Raw genomic sequence first — 15,980 nt, 5'->3', positions numbered from 1 at the left:
CCGCGCGCCGGAGCGGCCGCATAGGGTCTGGGCATGGCTTCACGACCCCACACCGCGTCCCTGCTCGAGGACGCCTGGCACCGCCGGATCACCGGCATCCTGCGCGAGCGTGGCTGGCGCACCCAGGCCATCGGTCACACCGGCTACGGCACGCCCGAGCGGGTGCGCGTGCTCGGCCGCATCAAGATGGCCCGTCCCGGCGACGAGTCCACGCAGGAGAGCCCGAGGCGCGACGACGCGGTGCGTGACCTGCGCGGCGAGGAGCGCGACCGGGGGTGGCGGTCCTTCGCGACCCCACCGCCCGCCGCCAATGCCCCGGTGACGATCCGCCTGGGCGACAAGACCGTCGAGGGCCGCACCGACCGCGGCGGCTATGTCGACGTGTGGGTCGAGCAGCCCGGCCTCGACGCAGGCTGGCACACCGCCACCATCCAGTCGCCCGACTCCGACCCCGCCGACGCGCCCGTCCTGGTCATCGGCCCCGAGACGAGGTACGGCATCGTCTCCGACATCGACGACACCGTCATCTCCACGATGCTGCCGCGCGCCATGATCGCCGCGTGGAACACCTTCGTCGTCCACTCCAACACCCGCCGCGCGGTGCCCGGCATGGCGCCGCTCTACCGCGAGCTGCAGGAGCGTTACCCTGGCGCCCCCGTGATCTACCTGTCCACCGGCGCGTGGAACACCTTCCAGACGCTCACGCAGTTCCTCGCCCGCCACGGGTTCCCGCGCGGGCCGTTGCTGCTCACCGACTGGGGCCCCACCAACACCGGGTGGTTCCGGTCCGGGCAGGAGCACAAGCGCACCAACCTGCGCCGGCTGTGGCAGGACTTCCCGGACATCCATTGGCTGCTCGTCGGGGACGACGGCCAGCACGACCCCAAGCTCTACTCCGACTTCGCGGAGGACCACCCGGACGTGGTGGAGCTGATCGCGATCCGTGAGCTGACGCCCGCCGAGCAGGTGCTGTCGCACGGTCTGCCCGTGTCCAACGAGGAGCTGCAGCCCATCGAGCGGATCAACGCGACGACGCCCGTCTACCGCGCGCCCGACGGCTACGACCTCGCGCGGCGGCTGCGCTCGGCGTTCCACCAAGTCGACGGCGGGGCGCACCATCACCCCGACGTCGAGGAGTCGGCCGCCCACGCCGAGGCGCTCGCCGCGCAGCCCGGGCGGGACGACCAGAACCCGCTCTGACCGTTGCGGCCCTGCGTCATACGCGCCCGTCCTCGCCGGGCCGACAGCCGTTGTCGGCCCGGCGAGGCTGGGGCAGGATGAGCCCATGCCCGAGCTGCCCGAGGTCCAGGCGCTCGTCGACTTCCTCGCCGAGCGGGTCGTCGACGACGCCATCACCGCCGTCGAGCTCGGGTCCTTCTCCGTGCTCAAGACCTATGCCCCCGCCCCGCAGGCCTTCGACGGCCTCCTGGTGTCCGGGGTCGCGCGGCGCGGCAAGTTCGTCGACATCGACTGCGACGGGCTCCACCTGGTCTTTCACCTCGCCAAGGCCGGCTGGCTCCGGTGGTATGACGAGATGCCGCGTACCGTGCTGCGCCCCAACAAGTCTCCTGTCGCCGTGCGGGTCCGCCTGGCGTCCGGTGGCGGTTTCGACCTGACCGAGGCGGGGACCCGCAAGAGCCTGGCGGCATACATCGTCGCCGACCCCGCCGAGGTGCCGGGGATCGCCCGGCTCGGCCCGGACCCCCTCGCCGAGGCGTTCACGCTGGAGGCCTTCGCCGCGCTGCTCGGCGCCCGCAACGCCCAGATCAAGGGCGTCCTGCGCGACCAGTCCGTCATCGCGGGGATCGGCAACGCCTACAGCGACGAGATCCTGCACGTCGCGCGCCTGTCGCCGTTCGCCAAGGCTGCGGCGCTCGGGGAGGGCCAGGTCGCCACGCTCTACGAGGCGCTGCGCGAGACCCTCGCGTCCGCGGTGATCGCCGCGTCCGGCAAGCCCGCCGCCGAGCTCAAGGACGCCAAGCGCGCGGGGATGCGGGTGCACGGGCGCACCGGCGAGCCCTGCCCCGAGTGCGGCGACACGGTGCGTGAGGTGTCCTTCGCGGACTCGTCTTTGCAGTACTGCGCCACCTGCCAGACCGGCGGCAAGCCCCTCGCGGACCGCCGCACCTCGAAGTTCCTCAAGTAGCCGCCCACACGCCGGGCCCCGGCGACCTCTTGTGAGCTGGGGGCTCAGCTTGGGTCGGCTGCGGGCGCGCTCGGCGGCCGCGGGACGTATGGCGGGCGGGGCCGGGCCGGTGGCAGAGTTGACTCATGACGATCCCCGCAGACGCCCAGCCCGACGTGCCCCAGATCAGTCGTGACGAGCTCGACGACGACGCGGTCATCCTCGACGTCCGCAACCAGGACGAGTGGGACCTCGGCCACGCGCCGGGCGCGATCCACATCCCGCTCGACGAGCTGGTCGAGCGGCGGGGCGAGCTCCCCGAGGTGGACGTGCTCCCGGTGACCTGCCGCGGCGGTGGCCGGGCCTCGCGCGCGACCGCCTGGCTCAATCAGAACGGTTGGGACGCAGCCAACGTCACCGACGGCATGCTCGGGTGGAAGGCCGCGGGACGTGCCCTGGTCTCCGAGCAGGGCGGTGACCCCGACGTGATGTGACCAGTCGACGATGACGTCGTATGCCGCCCGCTAGCGCATGGCCTAGACAGCGCTAGCGGGCGGCATCGTCATACGAGCGGCATCTCGGCCGAGGCAGGTCAGCGGGGGAGGTCGCCCTCACGCTTGGCGTCGGTGAGCGGCGTGGGCAGCTGGCCCTCGGCGCCCTCGGCCCGTGCTGCCCGCGCTTCCTGCGAATCCGCCGCCTGCTCGTCCTGGTCGCGGGCGGCCGATCCGCGACCGGCCGCCGCCGCGTCGCGGGCCTGCTTGTCGCGGAGCGCGCCCACGCCCCAGCAGTCGATGACGCCGGTCAGCGGGTCGGGCTCGGGCACCTGGATGGTCGTGGTCAGGGCGGTGAGGCTGGGCTCGGGCGGCGTCGACCCGAAGCCGAAGCGCACGGGCGGCGAGACGGGCACGAGCGCGCCCAGGTCGGATCCGTCCCACGTGGCGGTGGCGTCCGTGACGGCGTGGACGTCGGTGGCGCCATACGTGGCAGGCAGGCCGTTGGCGGTGGTGCCGCGGGTGCTGACCCCGCGCAGCAGGGCCTGCGCGATGGGGTCGGTGACGCGGGTCCACCACGCGCGGCTGCTGAGAGCGCTCGGCACCATGCTCAGCGCCTTGCCGATCGCGGTGCGCTCGCCGATCGTCGCGGACAGCCCGAGCGGGCCGGCCGTGAGGGTGAGCACGCGGCCGCGCGTCGCCGCCTCGACGGGCACGACCTGCACCTCGTCGAAGGTGTAGAGCGCCGCCACCGTGTCGGCGATCTCCTGCGTGGGGGCGAGGAGGATGCGGTGTCCGTCGCGGCGCTCGACCATCACGTCGGTGAAGTCGCCGTAGGGCGATCGGGTCCAGCGCCCGACGACGATGCGAGTGCCCTCGTCGAAGCCGAGGCCGAGGATCCGGCCGGTGAACTGGTGCGTGCCGGTCTGCAGAGTCATGGTGCCACCCAGGTGAATTCGTTGCCGAACGGATCGCGGAGGTACGTCCGTCGTGGATCGGGGCACTCCTCCTCGCACAACGAGGCGCCGAGGAGGAGCAGCACGTCGGGTGTCTGCGCGGACACCGCGAAGCGCATGGAGTTGAAGACCGTCTTGGGCTCGGTCTCGCGGGCGAAGACGATGGACTCGAACGGCGCGCCCGGCACCGGCTCGATGAAGGCGGCATCAGGGTCCTCGGGGACCTGGTGCACCTTGGTGTCGAGGACGCGCCCCCACCAGGCGGCGTTCGCCTCGGGGTCGGGGGAGTCGACGACGACTTGGTACATGCGGCGCTTGTCGCTGGGGCGGACGATGACGCCGAGCTCGCGCTGCTCGGGGTCCAGGGCGAGGTCCCAGGGATAGCTGCCCTGGTCGACGAGGGTGCCGCCTGCGGCGACGAGGTCGTCGATGTTGGCGGCGTAGATGTCGAGGTGAACGCGGCGTCGCTCTTGGCGGGAGGCCCGGCGGGGGCGGATCCAGACCGTGTCGGTCTCGTCGTCGCCGACGAGCCGGAAGCCGTTCTCGTCATCGCCCTCCATCCGCAGGCCCAGCGCGCGGGACCAGAACATCGCCAGCGTCGCCGTGTCGGCGGCGTCGATGGTGAGGTCCACGTAGCGTGCGAGAGCCATGCCTCGAACCTACCTTTTCGGGACCAGGCTGGGCGGTTGCTCGACGACCCGTGGGTCGGTCGGGGCGCGTCGTCGTGCCGTTCATCAGGCCGTATGGCGGTATCTAGGCCCAGAAGTAGGCTCCGGCATCCGAGACGATCGTCGCCGGGCCGCGACACGCTGGTCGTGTATGCCGAGATCTCGGGTCGCCGCTAGATGGCCGCATAGGGTGCGAGCGTGGACCCGATCAAGAACCCCTATGCCCCTGGTGCCGGCCAGCGACCGCCCGAGCTGGCGGGGCGCGACGAGCAGCTGAAGGCCTTCGACGTCGTGCTGGAGCGGGTGGCGCGGGGTCGTCCGGAGCGGTCGATCGTGCTGACCGGCCTGCGGGGCGTCGGAAAGACGGTGCTGCTCAATGCCCTTCGCTCGGCGGCGGTCCGGGCTCACTGGGGGACGGGCAAGCTCGAGGCGCGGCCCGACCAGCGCCTGCGCCGCCCGCTCGCGTCTGCCCTGCACACGGCCGTGCGCGAGCTGGGGCACCCGCAGGGCGACGACGTCGACCAGGTCCTCGGCGTGATCAAGGCCTTCGCGCAGCGGGACGTGGATCCCAAGGCCAAGATCCGCGACCGGTGGAACCCGGGCATCGACGTGGCCGCCGTTACAGGGCGGGCCGATTCGGGCGACATCGAGATCGATCTCGTCGAGCTCTTCACGGACTGTGCGGGTCTCGCGGCGGACGTGGGGCGGGGGATCGCGGTCTTCATCGACGAGATGCAGGACCTGCACGCCGAGGACGTGTCGGCGCTGTGTGCGGCCTGCCATGAGCTGTCCCAGCAGGGGTCGCCGCTGATCGTGGTCGGTGCCGGGCTGCCCCACCTGCCCGCCGTGCTGTCGGCCTCGAAGTCTTACAGCGAGAGGCTGTTTCGCTACAACCGGATCGACCGACTGGCGCGCGGGGCGGCCGATCAGGCGCTGCAGTCGCCGGCCGAGTCGGAGGGTGCGGCCTTCGCGGAGGACGCGTTGGCGGAGATGTATGCCGTGACCGGTGGGTACCCCTACTTCATCCAGGCGTATGGCGCGGTGGCGTGGGACGCGGCCCCGGCCTCCCCGATCACCGCCGAGGACGTGCGCGTGGCGGCGCCGGCGGCGGAGGAGGAGCTGGCGGTGGGCTTCTTCGGGTCGCGGTACGAGCGGGCCACGCCGGCCGAGCGGGAGTATTTGCGGGCCATGGCGGACGCGGCGCTGGCCGAGGCGGAGGCCGGGCGGCCGTTGGACGAGACCGAGTCCGTGGCCACGTCGGCCGTCGCGTCGCTGCTCGGCCGTAAGCCGCAGTCCCTGTCGCCGGCGCGGGACGCCTTGATGAAGAAGGGGTTGATCTACTCGGGGGAGCGGGGGCGGATCGCGTTCACCGTTCCCCACTTCGGCCGCTACCTGAGGGCACACGCCGGCGACGAGTAGCTGTCAGGCGGCCACTTCTGTCCGCGAGCCGCGAGAACCGTCCTGTGAGTCGACCCTCAAAATGAGGGCGCAGCGGCGACGTTGGAGTGCAGGTCCTGCTATCACCCAGTGGGGGCAGGTTGCGATGAAACGGCCGGGCCTGGATCGGTCCCGACCACGCCCGAACCGGACCGTGTAATACTCCGAAACTCACCACCGTCGGCACGCCGCTATGAGGCCTGGGCTAGGGCGATCGCCATGGACGGCCGCGCCGGGGGCTGCGACCGCCCTGAGGGGTGAAGCCCGTCGTACGGTCTATGCCCACCGGGCCGACCAAGACCGCGCCAGCAACAGTCCACAAAAGGCAGGTTTGGCGAGCGTCCATCTGCCATTGTCGGCAGTGGTGAGCCCTGGCGGACTTTCATTCACCAGCGCGGTCCGGAGACCCGTGGGCCCCGACTTGCCGGTGTCATCCACGACGCCTTAATTGTGAGGCGCCGTCCACCATGCTCGCCACCGACAGCGAAATAATCGGGTAGAAAGGAGCCTCCTTACCGCCTTACTAAACCACCCACCACGCAGGAGAACCATCATGCCGCTCGGATATCGCGCACTGATGACCATCCACGGGGAGCGCCCCGTCGAGGTCCTAGCGCGGGAGGTCGTGGAGGAGTGGCTGCGCCACAAGAAGCTCGACTTTCGAAACCTGGAGCCCGGCGAGCACAAGGTCGGCCGGGACACCCGCCTCGTTGTCGTCGAGCACCACCCTCGGGGGGAGGGCCTGCACGCCCGGCGCTATCGCCTGGAGGAGACCAAGCCCGGCGGCGTGCGGTGGACGACACGACTGACTCACGCTGCTGGCGGGCACACGTCGCTCCTGTGGCTAGACGTGGAGGCCCCCGCGTCGCACCAAGAGCGCGGTCCACATGGTCCGCGGCTCAAAATGGTTGCGGTCCCCAGGCTCGCCCGAAACATTCTCAGTGAGGTTCAGGCCACGGACGGCCCCGCCGCGCTGGGCCCCGTCCCCCGCATCGTCGCCAGTGAGGACGAGGTCGACGACCTGATCAAGGCCCTCGTCGACCCAAACCGCCATGTGCCGGTGTTCGTGGCTGCTCACGTCAGCGGTGTTGATCCGGAAAAGTGGCGGGACCACGTCGCTTCGGTGCTCAGCGATACGACCGGTATGGCTGCCGCCTATGTGCTGACGCCTGGGACGGCTCCACTCTTCCGCGAAGCTGTCGGTTCGAGATATGGGATCGGCGAAGGGTCATTACGCACCTATCTGCCCGCTGTCGACCTATCAGATGCAGTCGACGCCCGTCGCCACCGGGTTCTCTCCGTGGGGGCCATGGTCTCCTTGAGCGACGGCCTCCTGCAGAGACTCGTCTGGGAGGGCGCGCTGCGCGCCGCGGTCGAGCGACCGCTCCCTCGTGAGGCGCAACGACTCGAGCGTCTGCTGGACCGTGAAGAGAACCGGCTCTTCTCCGAGGCGCTTGCGCCTGCGCCTGTCGTGCCCCCGCTTGACCTGCCGGCGCCGTCGCCGGTCAGCCCCGCGGCTCTCGACACATTTACCGCACGGTTGACGACAATCTTGGGCGAGGTCGCTCTGTCCCCGGACGACGCCCTAGCGCGCGTCGCCGCCCTGGTTGGAGTCGCTCGTTCCGCAGCTGCACAGGATGCACCTCAGAGGGCCGCCCTTGCCCGCATCAACGACCTCCAAGGAGATCTTGAGCAGGCCCAAGACGAATTGGTTGAGGTCCGCACTCTCCTCGAGGACGAGAAGCTGGATCATGCCGTCACACAGGACGAGCTGCGTGAGACAGATGCCCGCATGGCCGTGCTGCGACAGCAGGTCGCTCCGGAGCAACGGGCGACCGTTGACTCCGCCGTGGTACGGGCAAGCGCGGCCCAGGCCCCAGACAGCATGGCTGCGCTCCTTGAGTGCTTCCAAGACAAGCAGCGGTGGCCCCGCGTGATATATACCGGCGACCACAAGACGACACTGGGCCTTCAGGCCCACGATGACGTCGGTACCTGGGCGGCTCGCGTTTCCGACATCTGTGACACGCTGCAACATTTTGCCGACTTGGTGTGCTCCCGGACCCATAGGGGGAGTTTGCACACCTATCTATCGAGCCCTCCCCCGGGAGTCTCCATCCCTTCGGCCGCAGCGCCCGGCAAGTTCGTCCCTGTCGAGTCCGAGTGGGTGGCCAACAACACGAAGGCCAAGAGGGAGCGCACGCTGCCCGTGCCACCTGAGGTAACCGGAAGCCCCAGGGCATTCATGCAAGCTCACTATCGCATCCAGCAAAAGGGTATGATCTCGCCGCGGCTCTACCTGCTCGACTGCACCGTCGACCACGGTTACGTGGTGGTTGGATATATCGGACCCCACCTGACAAACACAAAGACTTCGTGAGGGGTTGCTACACCCTGACGCTGCTGGGTGCGACCCTTGCGCGGGATTCGAGCTGGTCGACGACACAGCCCGGTTGGCCGCCATGAACCTCCTGCTCCACGGCATGGGCACGGCCGACGGCGCCTCGCTCATCCAGGTCCGTGACTCGCTCATCGCCGATCCGGGCCGGCGTTGGTCCGTCGTCCTGTCCAACCCGCCGTTCGGGAAGAAGTCGTCCTTGACGATGATCGGCGCAGACGGACGCGAGGTCCGTGAGGACCGGGAGATCGAGCGTCAGGACTTCGTGGCGACCACGAGCAACAAGCAGCTGAACTTCGTCCAGCACATCATGACGATCCTGGACACCAACGGTCGCGCCGCGGTGGTGCTGCCGGACAACGTGCTCTTCGAGGGCGGCGCTGGCGAAGTCATCCGCCGGAAGCTTCTCACTGACTTCGACCTGCACACGGTGCTGCGTCTGCCGACCGGCATCTTCTACGCCCAGGGCGTCAAGGCCAATGTGCTCTTCGACAAGAAGGTCGCTCGTCCCGGCCAGCCCTGGACCGAGCGTCTTTGGGTCTACGACCTACGCACGAACAAGCACTTCACCCTCAAGCAGAACCCCCTCCGACGAGCCGATCTCGAGGACTTCGTCACGGCATACAAGCCGGGCAGGCGAAGCGGGCGCGAGGAGGGTGAACGCTGGAAGCCGTTCACCTACAACGAGATCACTGCGCGCGACAAGGCCAACCTCGACATCACCTGGCTGCGTGACAAGTCCCTCGAGGACCTCGACAACCTGCCCTCACCCGACGTGCTGGCGCGCGAGATCGTGGAGGACCTCACCGCCGCTCTGCAAGAGCTCGAGGCTGTGGCCACCGCGTTGGAGGAGCAACTGGGGCGGCCGGCCTCCTGAATGCGCTGGGGGTCACGGTCCGAGAAGCGCGAGAGGGATGACGGCGACCCCGTCCCGGCGGCGGTAGGCCGTGGCGCCCGTCGTGATGACGGCCAGGTCGACGACGCGGTCGGGGAGCTGACCCCGTAGCCAGTGCAGGTGGCGGACGTCGCTGTCGGTGATCGTGGGGGAGAGCTTGACCTCGATGCCGAGGATCGTGCCGGCGGGGCCTTCGACGATGAGGTCGATCTCGTGCTCCCCGCCGTTGGTGCGGAGGTGGTGGACCTGAGCCTCGGCGGCCTGAGCGGCGACGCGGACGTCGAGGGTGACGAGCGACTCGAAGAGGGGCCCCGCCATATGGACGCCGGTGGTGGAGGTCAGGTCGGATGCGCTCAGTCCGAGGAGGCGCGCCGCGAGGGCTGGGTCGGCGAGCTGGTGCTTCGGCGCCTGCTGCAGCCGCCGGATGGGGTTGTTGGCCGGGATCCACCCCGGGACGGGGTCGAGCAGCCAGAGGCGCGTCAGATGGTCGCGGTAGGCGATCGTGGTCGTCTTGGCGGGCTGGGAGCCATCGCCACCCGTGGTGGCGTCGAGCAGGCGCGAGTAGGCGGTGGTCGTGGACGAGGCCGCGGCATACGCCGTCAACCAGCGGCGGAGCGTCTGGGGACGGCGGACCTCGACCCCCGCGTCGGGGAGATCCCGGTCCACGATCCTTCGGAGATAAGAGTCGAGGAGAGTCCGGCGCACCCGTGGTGGGGTGCCCATGATGCCGGGCAGCCCGCTGCGGGTGATGGCGTCCGCATAGTCGGTGAGACCGAGGGTGGACGTGCCACCGATCTCGGCTTCCCCGCGCAGCAGCGCTGCGAGGAAGATGGTCGGCTGCGTCTGGGCGCGTTCGTGCAGCGTCATGGGGCGCATCCGCAGGGACACGATCCGGCCTGCGCCGCTGTGCGCCCCCGCGGCGTCCACCGGGGTCGCTGACCCGGTCAGGAGGAAGCGCCCGGGCGGGGCGCCCGCGTCGACCTGCCGTCTCACCGAGTCCCACACCTGAGGCAGCTGTTGCCACTCGTCGATCAGCAGCGTGCCTCGTGGCGCCGCGCTCATGGAGAAGTCCGCGGCCACGACCTCCCGCTGTGCAGGGTCATCGAGCAGCCAGCTGGCGTCGGCGCGGCGGAGCGCCGTGCCCGTCTTGCCGACACCCTTGGGCCCGTCCAGGGCGATGGCGGCGACCCCGGGCAGGAGCTCGTCCAGTTCTGCGTCAACGGTCCGAGAGAGGTAGGGCACGAGCGCTACGCTACCTTTTGCAGGTGCCCTAGACTACCTTTTGCAGGTCTCCCAGTCTACTCCGTGCAGGATCCGGCGCCGGATCGGCCTGTGCCCGCAGCTTGGGGGCGCTGAGCTCGGCATACCGAGCTGTTGGACGTGGCGACGTGACAAGGTGAGCTTCATGACCGGTCCGGTGCTACGCCTCGTGCTTCCCCACCAGTTGTTCGAGACGCATCTGGATGCCCCCCGCGGGACCTCCTTCGTCCTGGTGGAGGACGATCTGTTGCTGCGGCAGTACGCCTTCCACGCTCACAAGCTCGTGCTCCACCGGGCGTCGATGGCACGCTTTGCGCGACGGCTGACGGAGCGGGGCCACACGGTGGAGATGATCGACTCCCGTGCGGAGGCGGCCACCGCTGATCGTCTGGCGGCCCTCGTGCGCCATCGGCGCCCGTCCCAGGTGCAGGTGTATGACGTGCACGACGACTGGCTCGCCCGTGGCCTGACCGACGCCCTGGCCGCGGGTGGGTACCGGCTGCAGCCGCAGGACGTGCTGGAGACGCCCGGCTTCCTGACCACCCGGCGCGAGCTCACCGACTGGTTCGCCGAGCACCCCGCGCGGATGCAGCACTTCTACACCTGGCAGCGGCGCCGCCTCGACGTCCTCGTGGACGGCAGCGCCCCGGTCGGAGGTCGTTGGTCCTTCGACACCGACAACCGCAAGAAGCTGCCCCGGGGCTACCACCCGCCGCCGGTCCGCCTGGTGACCGAGCACGCGCCGGAGGTGCGGGAAGCGATCACGTGGGTCGAGCAGGAGTTCCCGGACGCGCCGGGCGACCCCCGCACGTTCGGTTGGCCGACGTCCCACGACGAGGCCCGCCAGCACCTGCGCGACTTCGTCGTCGAGCGGCTCGACCTGTTCGGGCCCTACGAGGACGCCATCTCCAGCCGGCACGCCTTCGTGCACCACGGGTTGCTGACCCCGATGCTCAACATCGGTCTGCTCACCCCCTCCGAGGTGCTCGACACGGTGCTGGCCGCCGCGGACGACCGGGACGTGCCGCTCGCCTCGCTCGAGGGCTTCGTGCGGCAGATCATCGGGTGGCGGGAGTACATACGCGCGACGTACCACCTCTACGGTCGGCGGATCCGCACCGCCAACACCCTTCGGCACACCAGGCCACTGGACGAGGGCTGGTGGACGGCACGGACGGGGCTCCTGCCGGTGGACCTGGTGGTCGCTCGGGTCCTGGACACCGGCTACGCCCACCACATCGAGCGGCTGATGGTGCTCGGCAACGCGATGTGCCTGCTGCGCACGGACCCGGCGGACGCCTACGAGTGGTTCATGCAGATGTTCGTCGACGCCTACGACTGGGTGATGGTGCCCAACGTCTATGCCATGAGCCAGTTCGCCGTCGGCGAGGCCATGACGACCAAGCCCTATGTGTCGGGCAGCAACTACCTCACGTCGATGTCGGACCTGCCGCCCGGGGACTGGCGCAAGGACTGGGACGGTCTCTACTGGGCATTCGTGCGTGATCATCGTGAGGTGTTCGAGGCCAACCATCGCTCGCGCCGCATCCCGGCCCTTTGGGACGGTTTCGACGAGGCGCGACAGTCGGCTCACCTGGAGCGCGCGGCGGCCTGGCTCGGCTGACGTCCACCACGGCGTGCGCCTCCTGACCTCGACATGCGCGGGCAACGGGCCCTAGGGTCGGTCCCGTCCCATACTCGGAGGCCACGTGAGACGCCACGACCTGGTCATCATCGGAGCCGGCAACGCCGGCATCTCGTTGGCGGCGCGTGCCTCACGCCTGGGGTGCCGCGACGTCGTGGTCATCGCCCCAGGCGAGCTGCACCGTTACCGGCCGCTCCTCAACTACGTCGCCGGGGGCCAGGCCCGGATGAGCACCCTCACCAGACCGACAGCGTCAGTGGTGCCGAGGTCCGTCACCTGGCTCCGCGGCACCGCGACCGCGATCGATCCCCACGCCAAGACGGTCACCCTCGCCTCCGGCGACCAGATCGGCTACCACGACGTCGTCGTCGCCACCGGGCTCGACCCCGACCTGCCGGCCACCCCCGGGCTCGCGGAGGCGATGGAGGCCGGTTGGTCGTCGAGCGCCCACCTGACCGATCGCGCCGAGGATGTCTGGTATGCCGTCCGCAGGCTGCGGCGGGGCCGGGTCGTCTTCATCCATCCCGCCGGAGCCCTCGCCCTGCGGCGGCACGGCCTTGAAGCCGCTCTTCCTGGCCGCCGCTCACTGGCGCAGGCAGGGCCTGCTCGGCGACATCGACCTGCATCTGGTCACGCCCTACGCGGGCGTGCTGGACATCCCCTTCGTCGAGGACACTCTGCAGGCGGAGCTCGACCGCAACGGCGTCACGGTGCATCGACGCAGCACGGTCACGTCGGTCTCGCACGACAGCTGCGCCGTGACCCTGTCGGGCGACGGTGGTGACACGACGATCCAGGACGTCGAGCACGCCTTCATCGTTCCCGCCTACCGGGCCCCCCGGTGGCTTGCTCCGCTCGCGGGCGACCACCCCGCGGGTCTGGTGGACGTGGACCCCTCGACCCTGGCCCACCGGCGCCATCCGTCGCTCTGGAGCCTGGGCGACGTCGCTGACCTTCGCACCCGACCATCCGGAGGGGCGCTGCGCCGCCAGGTGGAGGTCCTTGCCGCCAACATCTCGCTCGCCCGCCGCCGCCGACAGCCGCGGCGCTACGACGGCTACACCGTCATCCCCATCACCACCGACAGACACAGGCTCATGCTCATCGAGTTCGACCGTCAGCTGCAGCCCCAACCCACGGTCTCGTGGACGGACCTGACGCGGCCCCGGGCCGACCTGTGGTTCTTCGACCGCTACGTCGAGCCCATCATCTACTTCCACGCCCTGCTGGACGGCAGGGTCTAGCGACCTCCTCGGCCCCACGACCCCCTGCGCGAGACGTTGAGAGGCGGCATACGGGGGTCAAATCGCCCGGATAACCCCCATCTGGCGCCTCTCGATGAGGGGGTGGGGCCGCCCCTCCGGACGCATCGCTGACCCCGGTCGGCGCCGCACCTGACATCCGTCGGCCCGGGCGCGCCCACCTGGGTCATGATGGGGGAGGCCGGGACCACGACCCGGGCCGACCACGGAGGTAGACCTGTGCACCTGCACCACGAGGCCGTCCTGGACGCCCAGCTGCCGGACGTCTGGGCCCGGGCGACGGACTGCCGTGTCGTCGCCGCATCCTTCCCGGGGGGCACCATCACCGAGGCGACGCACGAGAGCTTCACCGGTGAGGTGGCGGTCAGGGTGGGGCTGCTGACGCTGACGTTCGCGGGCGCGGGCAGGTACGAGGAGCGGGACGAGGCCGCGCACCGGGCAGTCATCTGCGCCTCCGGTCGCCAGCGCTGGGGACCGGGGCGGGCCGACATACGGATGTGTCTGCAGCTGCAGGAGGTGGCCCCCGGGACCACCCGTGCCGTGCTGGACACCGAGCTGAGCGTCAACGGCACCTCCCTCCCGCTGGCCGGGCCGCTGGGCGCGAGGATCGCAGCCCCGCTGGTGCAGTCCTTCCTGCGGCGGCTGGCCTGCGTCGAGGAGCATTAAGCGTCATCGCGGCTCGATAGGCTGCCAGCAGGGGCGCGGCACCTTTTGGTGTCCGGGGGATCGGAGAGACATGCGAGCGGTGCTGGTCGCGATCGGCAGCCACGGCGACGTCGTGCCGTTCGTGGCCCTGGCCGAGAGGCTGCTCGCCGCGGGCCACGAGGTGGTCCTCGTCACCCACCGGTCGCTGCTGCCCGCAGGGGGTCAAGGCGTCGAGCTCGTCGGCATCGACAGTGACCCGTCGACCCTGCTGGCGGGGCCGGCGGCGCGTTCCCTGCGCCGGGGCGACCTTCGTGGCCTCTACCGCGCCCGGGCCCTCTTCGCTGACTACCTCCTCTCGGCCGGGGGACCGACGGCCGACTCCCTCGACGGCGCCGACGTGGTGGTCGCCTCGACCTTCGCGATGACGGCGGTCGCGGCTGCGCGAGACCACCAGGTGCCCGTGGTCCGGGCCCACCTCTGGCCCGAGCCCAGCAGGCTCGACGGCCCGATGCCGCTGCTGCCCTACTCGTGGCTGCTGCCGGGGGCGGTGCGGCGGTCCGCCAGGTCGGTCCAGCGTCGTGGCGAGCCGCTCCTCGCGGGGTTCGAACGCCGCCGGTCTGGCAGGCGGATGCGCGTGATGCCCACCCGGTCCGAGGGATTCCTGACCACCGACCTGGGGTCCCTCTACGCATACTCCCCGGCCCTGGTCCCGGCCGAGGTGTGCGCGCCGGCGCATGGGCAGGCCGGCCCTGCGGCCAGGGCCACGGTGACGGGGTGGTGGACCCCGCGCGCCGGAGGGCTGTCGGCGCAGACCCGCCGGCTGCTCGACGACCCGGGCCCGCCGTGGTTGTTCGTGGGGTTCGGCTCTATGCCGTCGCTGCAGCCGGGCAGGCTGCTGCCCCTGGTCGAGGGGATCTGTCGGGCGCACGGTCTCAGGGCCGTGGTGCAGCTGGGCTCAACCGCGGCGGTCCCGTCCGCTCCAGCCCCGCCCGGCTCGCCGGTGCGGCTGATCGGTCCCGAGCCTCATGACGCCCTGCTGCCACGTATGGCGCTCGCCGTTCACCACGGCGGGGCAGGGACCACCGGTGCGGTCTGTCGAGCGGGCATACCGTCCGTGGTGGTCCCGCACATGGCGGACCAGTTCTACTGGGCGCACCGGCTCCACGCCCTGGGGGTCGCTCCGGTCGGCCTGCCGTCTGCGGCCCTGCGCGCGCCCGCCGTCGCCGTCCCGATGCTTCCCCGGCTCGTTGCGCGGGCGCTGAGCCCACGCACGGTCGCTCGGGCCCGCGCGTTGGGCGACCGGGTCCGCGAGGAGGACGGCGTCGGCGCGGCCGTGCGCTGGCTTGAGGACGTGGTGGGCCGTGCCTGACCCCGACCAGGACGAGGCACCGCAGGGGACGGCCAGGCTGGGAGCCTGGCTGATCGTGGTCGGCACTGCGACGTTCACCGTCGTGTGGGTGATGGGTCTGCTGACGGCGTCGCCCGCCTTCTCCTGGCACCACAGCATGATCAGCGACCTGGGGTCGCACGCCTGCGTCGTGCGCAACGGCTACCGCATGTGCTCGCAGCACGCGGCGTCGTTCAACCTTGGTCTCGTCGTCGCTGGCATCGCTGTCGCCACAGCCTCCTGGTGCGTGCGGCGCGTGTGGGGGCGCCCGTTGACCTTCGCCACCACCTCGCTGGGGGCGGGCCTGCTGCTGCTGGGACTCGTCCCCTCGGACGTCAGCCATGGGGTGCACATGGTGGGCGCGGTGCTCACGCTGCCGATGACCGCGGCAGGTGTGCTCATCTCGGCGGAGGCGGCCTCCGCCCCCCTGCCGCCCGGGGGTGTGGCGCGCCGCGCACGACGACGCCGGGTCCTGCACGTGCGGCGCAGCCTGGGCGCGGTGGCGCTGGTGGCCTGCCTGGACCACCTCCTCGGGGACTCGGGTGCCGTGATCCCCCGGGGGGTCGCCGAAGCCGTGTCAGTGGTGGCGATCGTCACCGCCCTGCTCCTCGAAGCCTGGAGGTTCCTGTCCTGGCGCCCACGCCAGGGGTGGCAGCTCCCGTGGCGGGAGCGAGCCGCCCCCGACTGACAGTGATGATGTGAGTGAGCCCCGCAGCGGTCGTCCTGACTCAGCGTCTGACTGACTGAGGGTCTTTAACAGGATCTGTCGGTCGATCCGCTGCGGGGCTCGTTTGCACTCACCAGACGAGGG

General features: G+C 70.6%; 14 protein-coding genes and 1 pseudogene. 12 read left to right on the top strand and 3 right to left on the bottom strand.

Annotated features, from left to right (window positions below; genetic code table 11):
* The first annotated feature begins 33 nt into the window (after positions 1 to 33).
* The 3 genes from GGG17_RS10290 to GGG17_RS10280 all read left to right on the top strand — a co-directional run bounded on the left by GGG17_RS10290 (position 34) and on the right by GGG17_RS10280 (position 2,619).
* Positions 34 to 1,200, top strand: a complete 1,167-nt coding sequence (locus GGG17_RS10290) for an App1 family protein phosphatidate phosphatase (protein WP_154593648.1) — start codon at positions 34 to 36, stop codon at positions 1,198 to 1,200.
* Between the two features lie 85 nt (positions 1,201 to 1,285).
* Entirely contained in the window at positions 1,286 to 2,146 is an 861-nt protein-coding gene (locus tag GGG17_RS10285; RefSeq protein WP_154593647.1) for an Fpg/Nei family DNA glycosylase, read from the top strand.
* Positions 2,147 to 2,271: 125 nt separating this feature from the next.
* The gene (locus GGG17_RS10280) at positions 2,272 to 2,619 is read left to right on the top strand and encodes a rhodanese-like domain-containing protein (protein WP_154593646.1); all 348 of its coding nucleotides are present in this window, start codon (positions 2,272 to 2,274) and stop codon (positions 2,617 to 2,619) included.
* 98 nt (positions 2,620 to 2,717) lie between these two features.
* On the opposite strand, the gene GGG17_RS10275 is transcribed toward GGG17_RS10280, so the two are convergent.
* Together GGG17_RS10275 and GGG17_RS10270 are read right to left on the bottom strand one after the other, a co-directional pair.
* A complete protein-coding gene (locus GGG17_RS10275) occupies positions 2,718 to 3,554 on the bottom strand; it encodes a hypothetical protein (RefSeq protein ID WP_230082896.1) in 837 nt (278 codons plus the stop codon).
* Entirely contained in the window at positions 3,551 to 4,222 is a 672-nt protein-coding gene (locus tag GGG17_RS10270) for a VOC family protein (RefSeq protein ID WP_154593645.1), read from the bottom strand. Before GGG17_RS10270 ends, GGG17_RS10275 begins: the two co-directional genes overlap by 4 nt.
* Before the next feature lie 216 nt (positions 4,223 to 4,438).
* On the opposite strand from GGG17_RS10270, the gene GGG17_RS10265 reads away from it, so the two are divergent.
* The 3 genes from GGG17_RS10265 (at position 4,439) to GGG17_RS10255 (ending at position 8,952) form a co-directional block, all read left to right on the top strand.
* Positions 4,439 to 5,659 (top strand): ATP-binding protein, encoded by a 1,221-nt coding sequence (locus GGG17_RS10265; protein ID WP_311966595.1) that lies wholly within the window; start codon positions 4,439 to 4,441, stop codon positions 5,657 to 5,659.
* Between the two features lie 595 nt (positions 5,660 to 6,254).
* Positions 6,255 to 8,057, top strand: a complete 1,803-nt coding sequence (locus GGG17_RS10260) for a coiled-coil domain-containing protein (RefSeq protein ID WP_195849201.1) — start codon at positions 6,255 to 6,257, stop codon at positions 8,055 to 8,057.
* Between the two features lie 4 nt (positions 8,058 to 8,061).
* Positions 8,062 to 8,952: an HsdM family class I SAM-dependent methyltransferase gene (locus GGG17_RS10255; RefSeq protein WP_283809794.1), complete on the top strand. Its 891-nt coding sequence runs from the start codon at positions 8,062 to 8,064 to the stop codon at positions 8,950 to 8,952.
* Positions 8,953 to 8,964: 12 nt separating this feature from the next.
* Here GGG17_RS10255 and GGG17_RS10250 read toward each other — a convergent pair whose 3' ends face one another.
* Positions 8,965 to 10,212 (bottom strand): ATP-binding protein, encoded by a 1,248-nt coding sequence (locus GGG17_RS10250; RefSeq protein ID WP_288799519.1) that lies wholly within the window; start codon positions 10,210 to 10,212, stop codon positions 8,965 to 8,967.
* 163 nt (positions 10,213 to 10,375) lie between these two features.
* On the opposite strand from GGG17_RS10250, the gene GGG17_RS10245 reads away from it, so the two are divergent.
* The 6 genes and pseudogenes from GGG17_RS10245 to GGG17_RS10225 all read left to right on the top strand — a co-directional run bounded on the left by GGG17_RS10245 (position 10,376) and on the right by GGG17_RS10225 (position 15,857).
* The gene (locus tag GGG17_RS10245; protein WP_154593643.1) at positions 10,376 to 11,854 is read left to right on the top strand and encodes a cryptochrome/photolyase family protein; all 1,479 of its coding nucleotides are present in this window, start codon (positions 10,376 to 10,378) and stop codon (positions 11,852 to 11,854) included.
* 85 nt (positions 11,855 to 11,939) lie between these two features.
* A pseudogene (locus GGG17_RS17350) lies at positions 11,940 to 12,284 on the top strand (FAD-dependent oxidoreductase); the annotation flags it as partial.
* Positions 12,285 to 12,354: 70 nt separating this feature from the next.
* Positions 12,355 to 13,119, top strand: a complete 765-nt coding sequence (locus GGG17_RS16515; protein WP_230082894.1) for an NAD(P)/FAD-dependent oxidoreductase — start codon at positions 12,355 to 12,357, stop codon at positions 13,117 to 13,119.
* A gap of 237 nt (positions 13,120 to 13,356) precedes the next feature.
* Complete coding sequence (locus GGG17_RS10235) at positions 13,357 to 13,803, top strand: SRPBCC family protein (RefSeq protein WP_050347197.1); 447 nt, start codon at positions 13,357 to 13,359, stop codon at positions 13,801 to 13,803.
* Between the two features lie 70 nt (positions 13,804 to 13,873).
* A complete protein-coding gene (locus GGG17_RS10230; protein ID WP_154593641.1) occupies positions 13,874 to 15,151 on the top strand; it encodes a glycosyltransferase in 1,278 nt (425 codons plus the stop codon).
* Entirely contained in the window at positions 15,144 to 15,857 is a 714-nt protein-coding gene (locus GGG17_RS10225; RefSeq protein WP_154593640.1) for a DUF998 domain-containing protein, read from the top strand. The genes GGG17_RS10230 and GGG17_RS10225 overlap by 8 nt, the downstream gene beginning before the upstream one ends.
* Positions 15,858 to 15,980: the final 123 nt, after the last annotated feature.

This window comes from Arsenicicoccus cauae (genome assembly GCF_009707125.1).
Classification (GTDB): domain Bacteria; phylum Actinomycetota; class Actinomycetes; order Actinomycetales; family Dermatophilaceae; genus Arsenicicoccus; species Arsenicicoccus cauae.
Note: the sequence above shows the minus strand (reverse complement) of the source record. Positions and strands in the feature narration are given on the sequence as shown.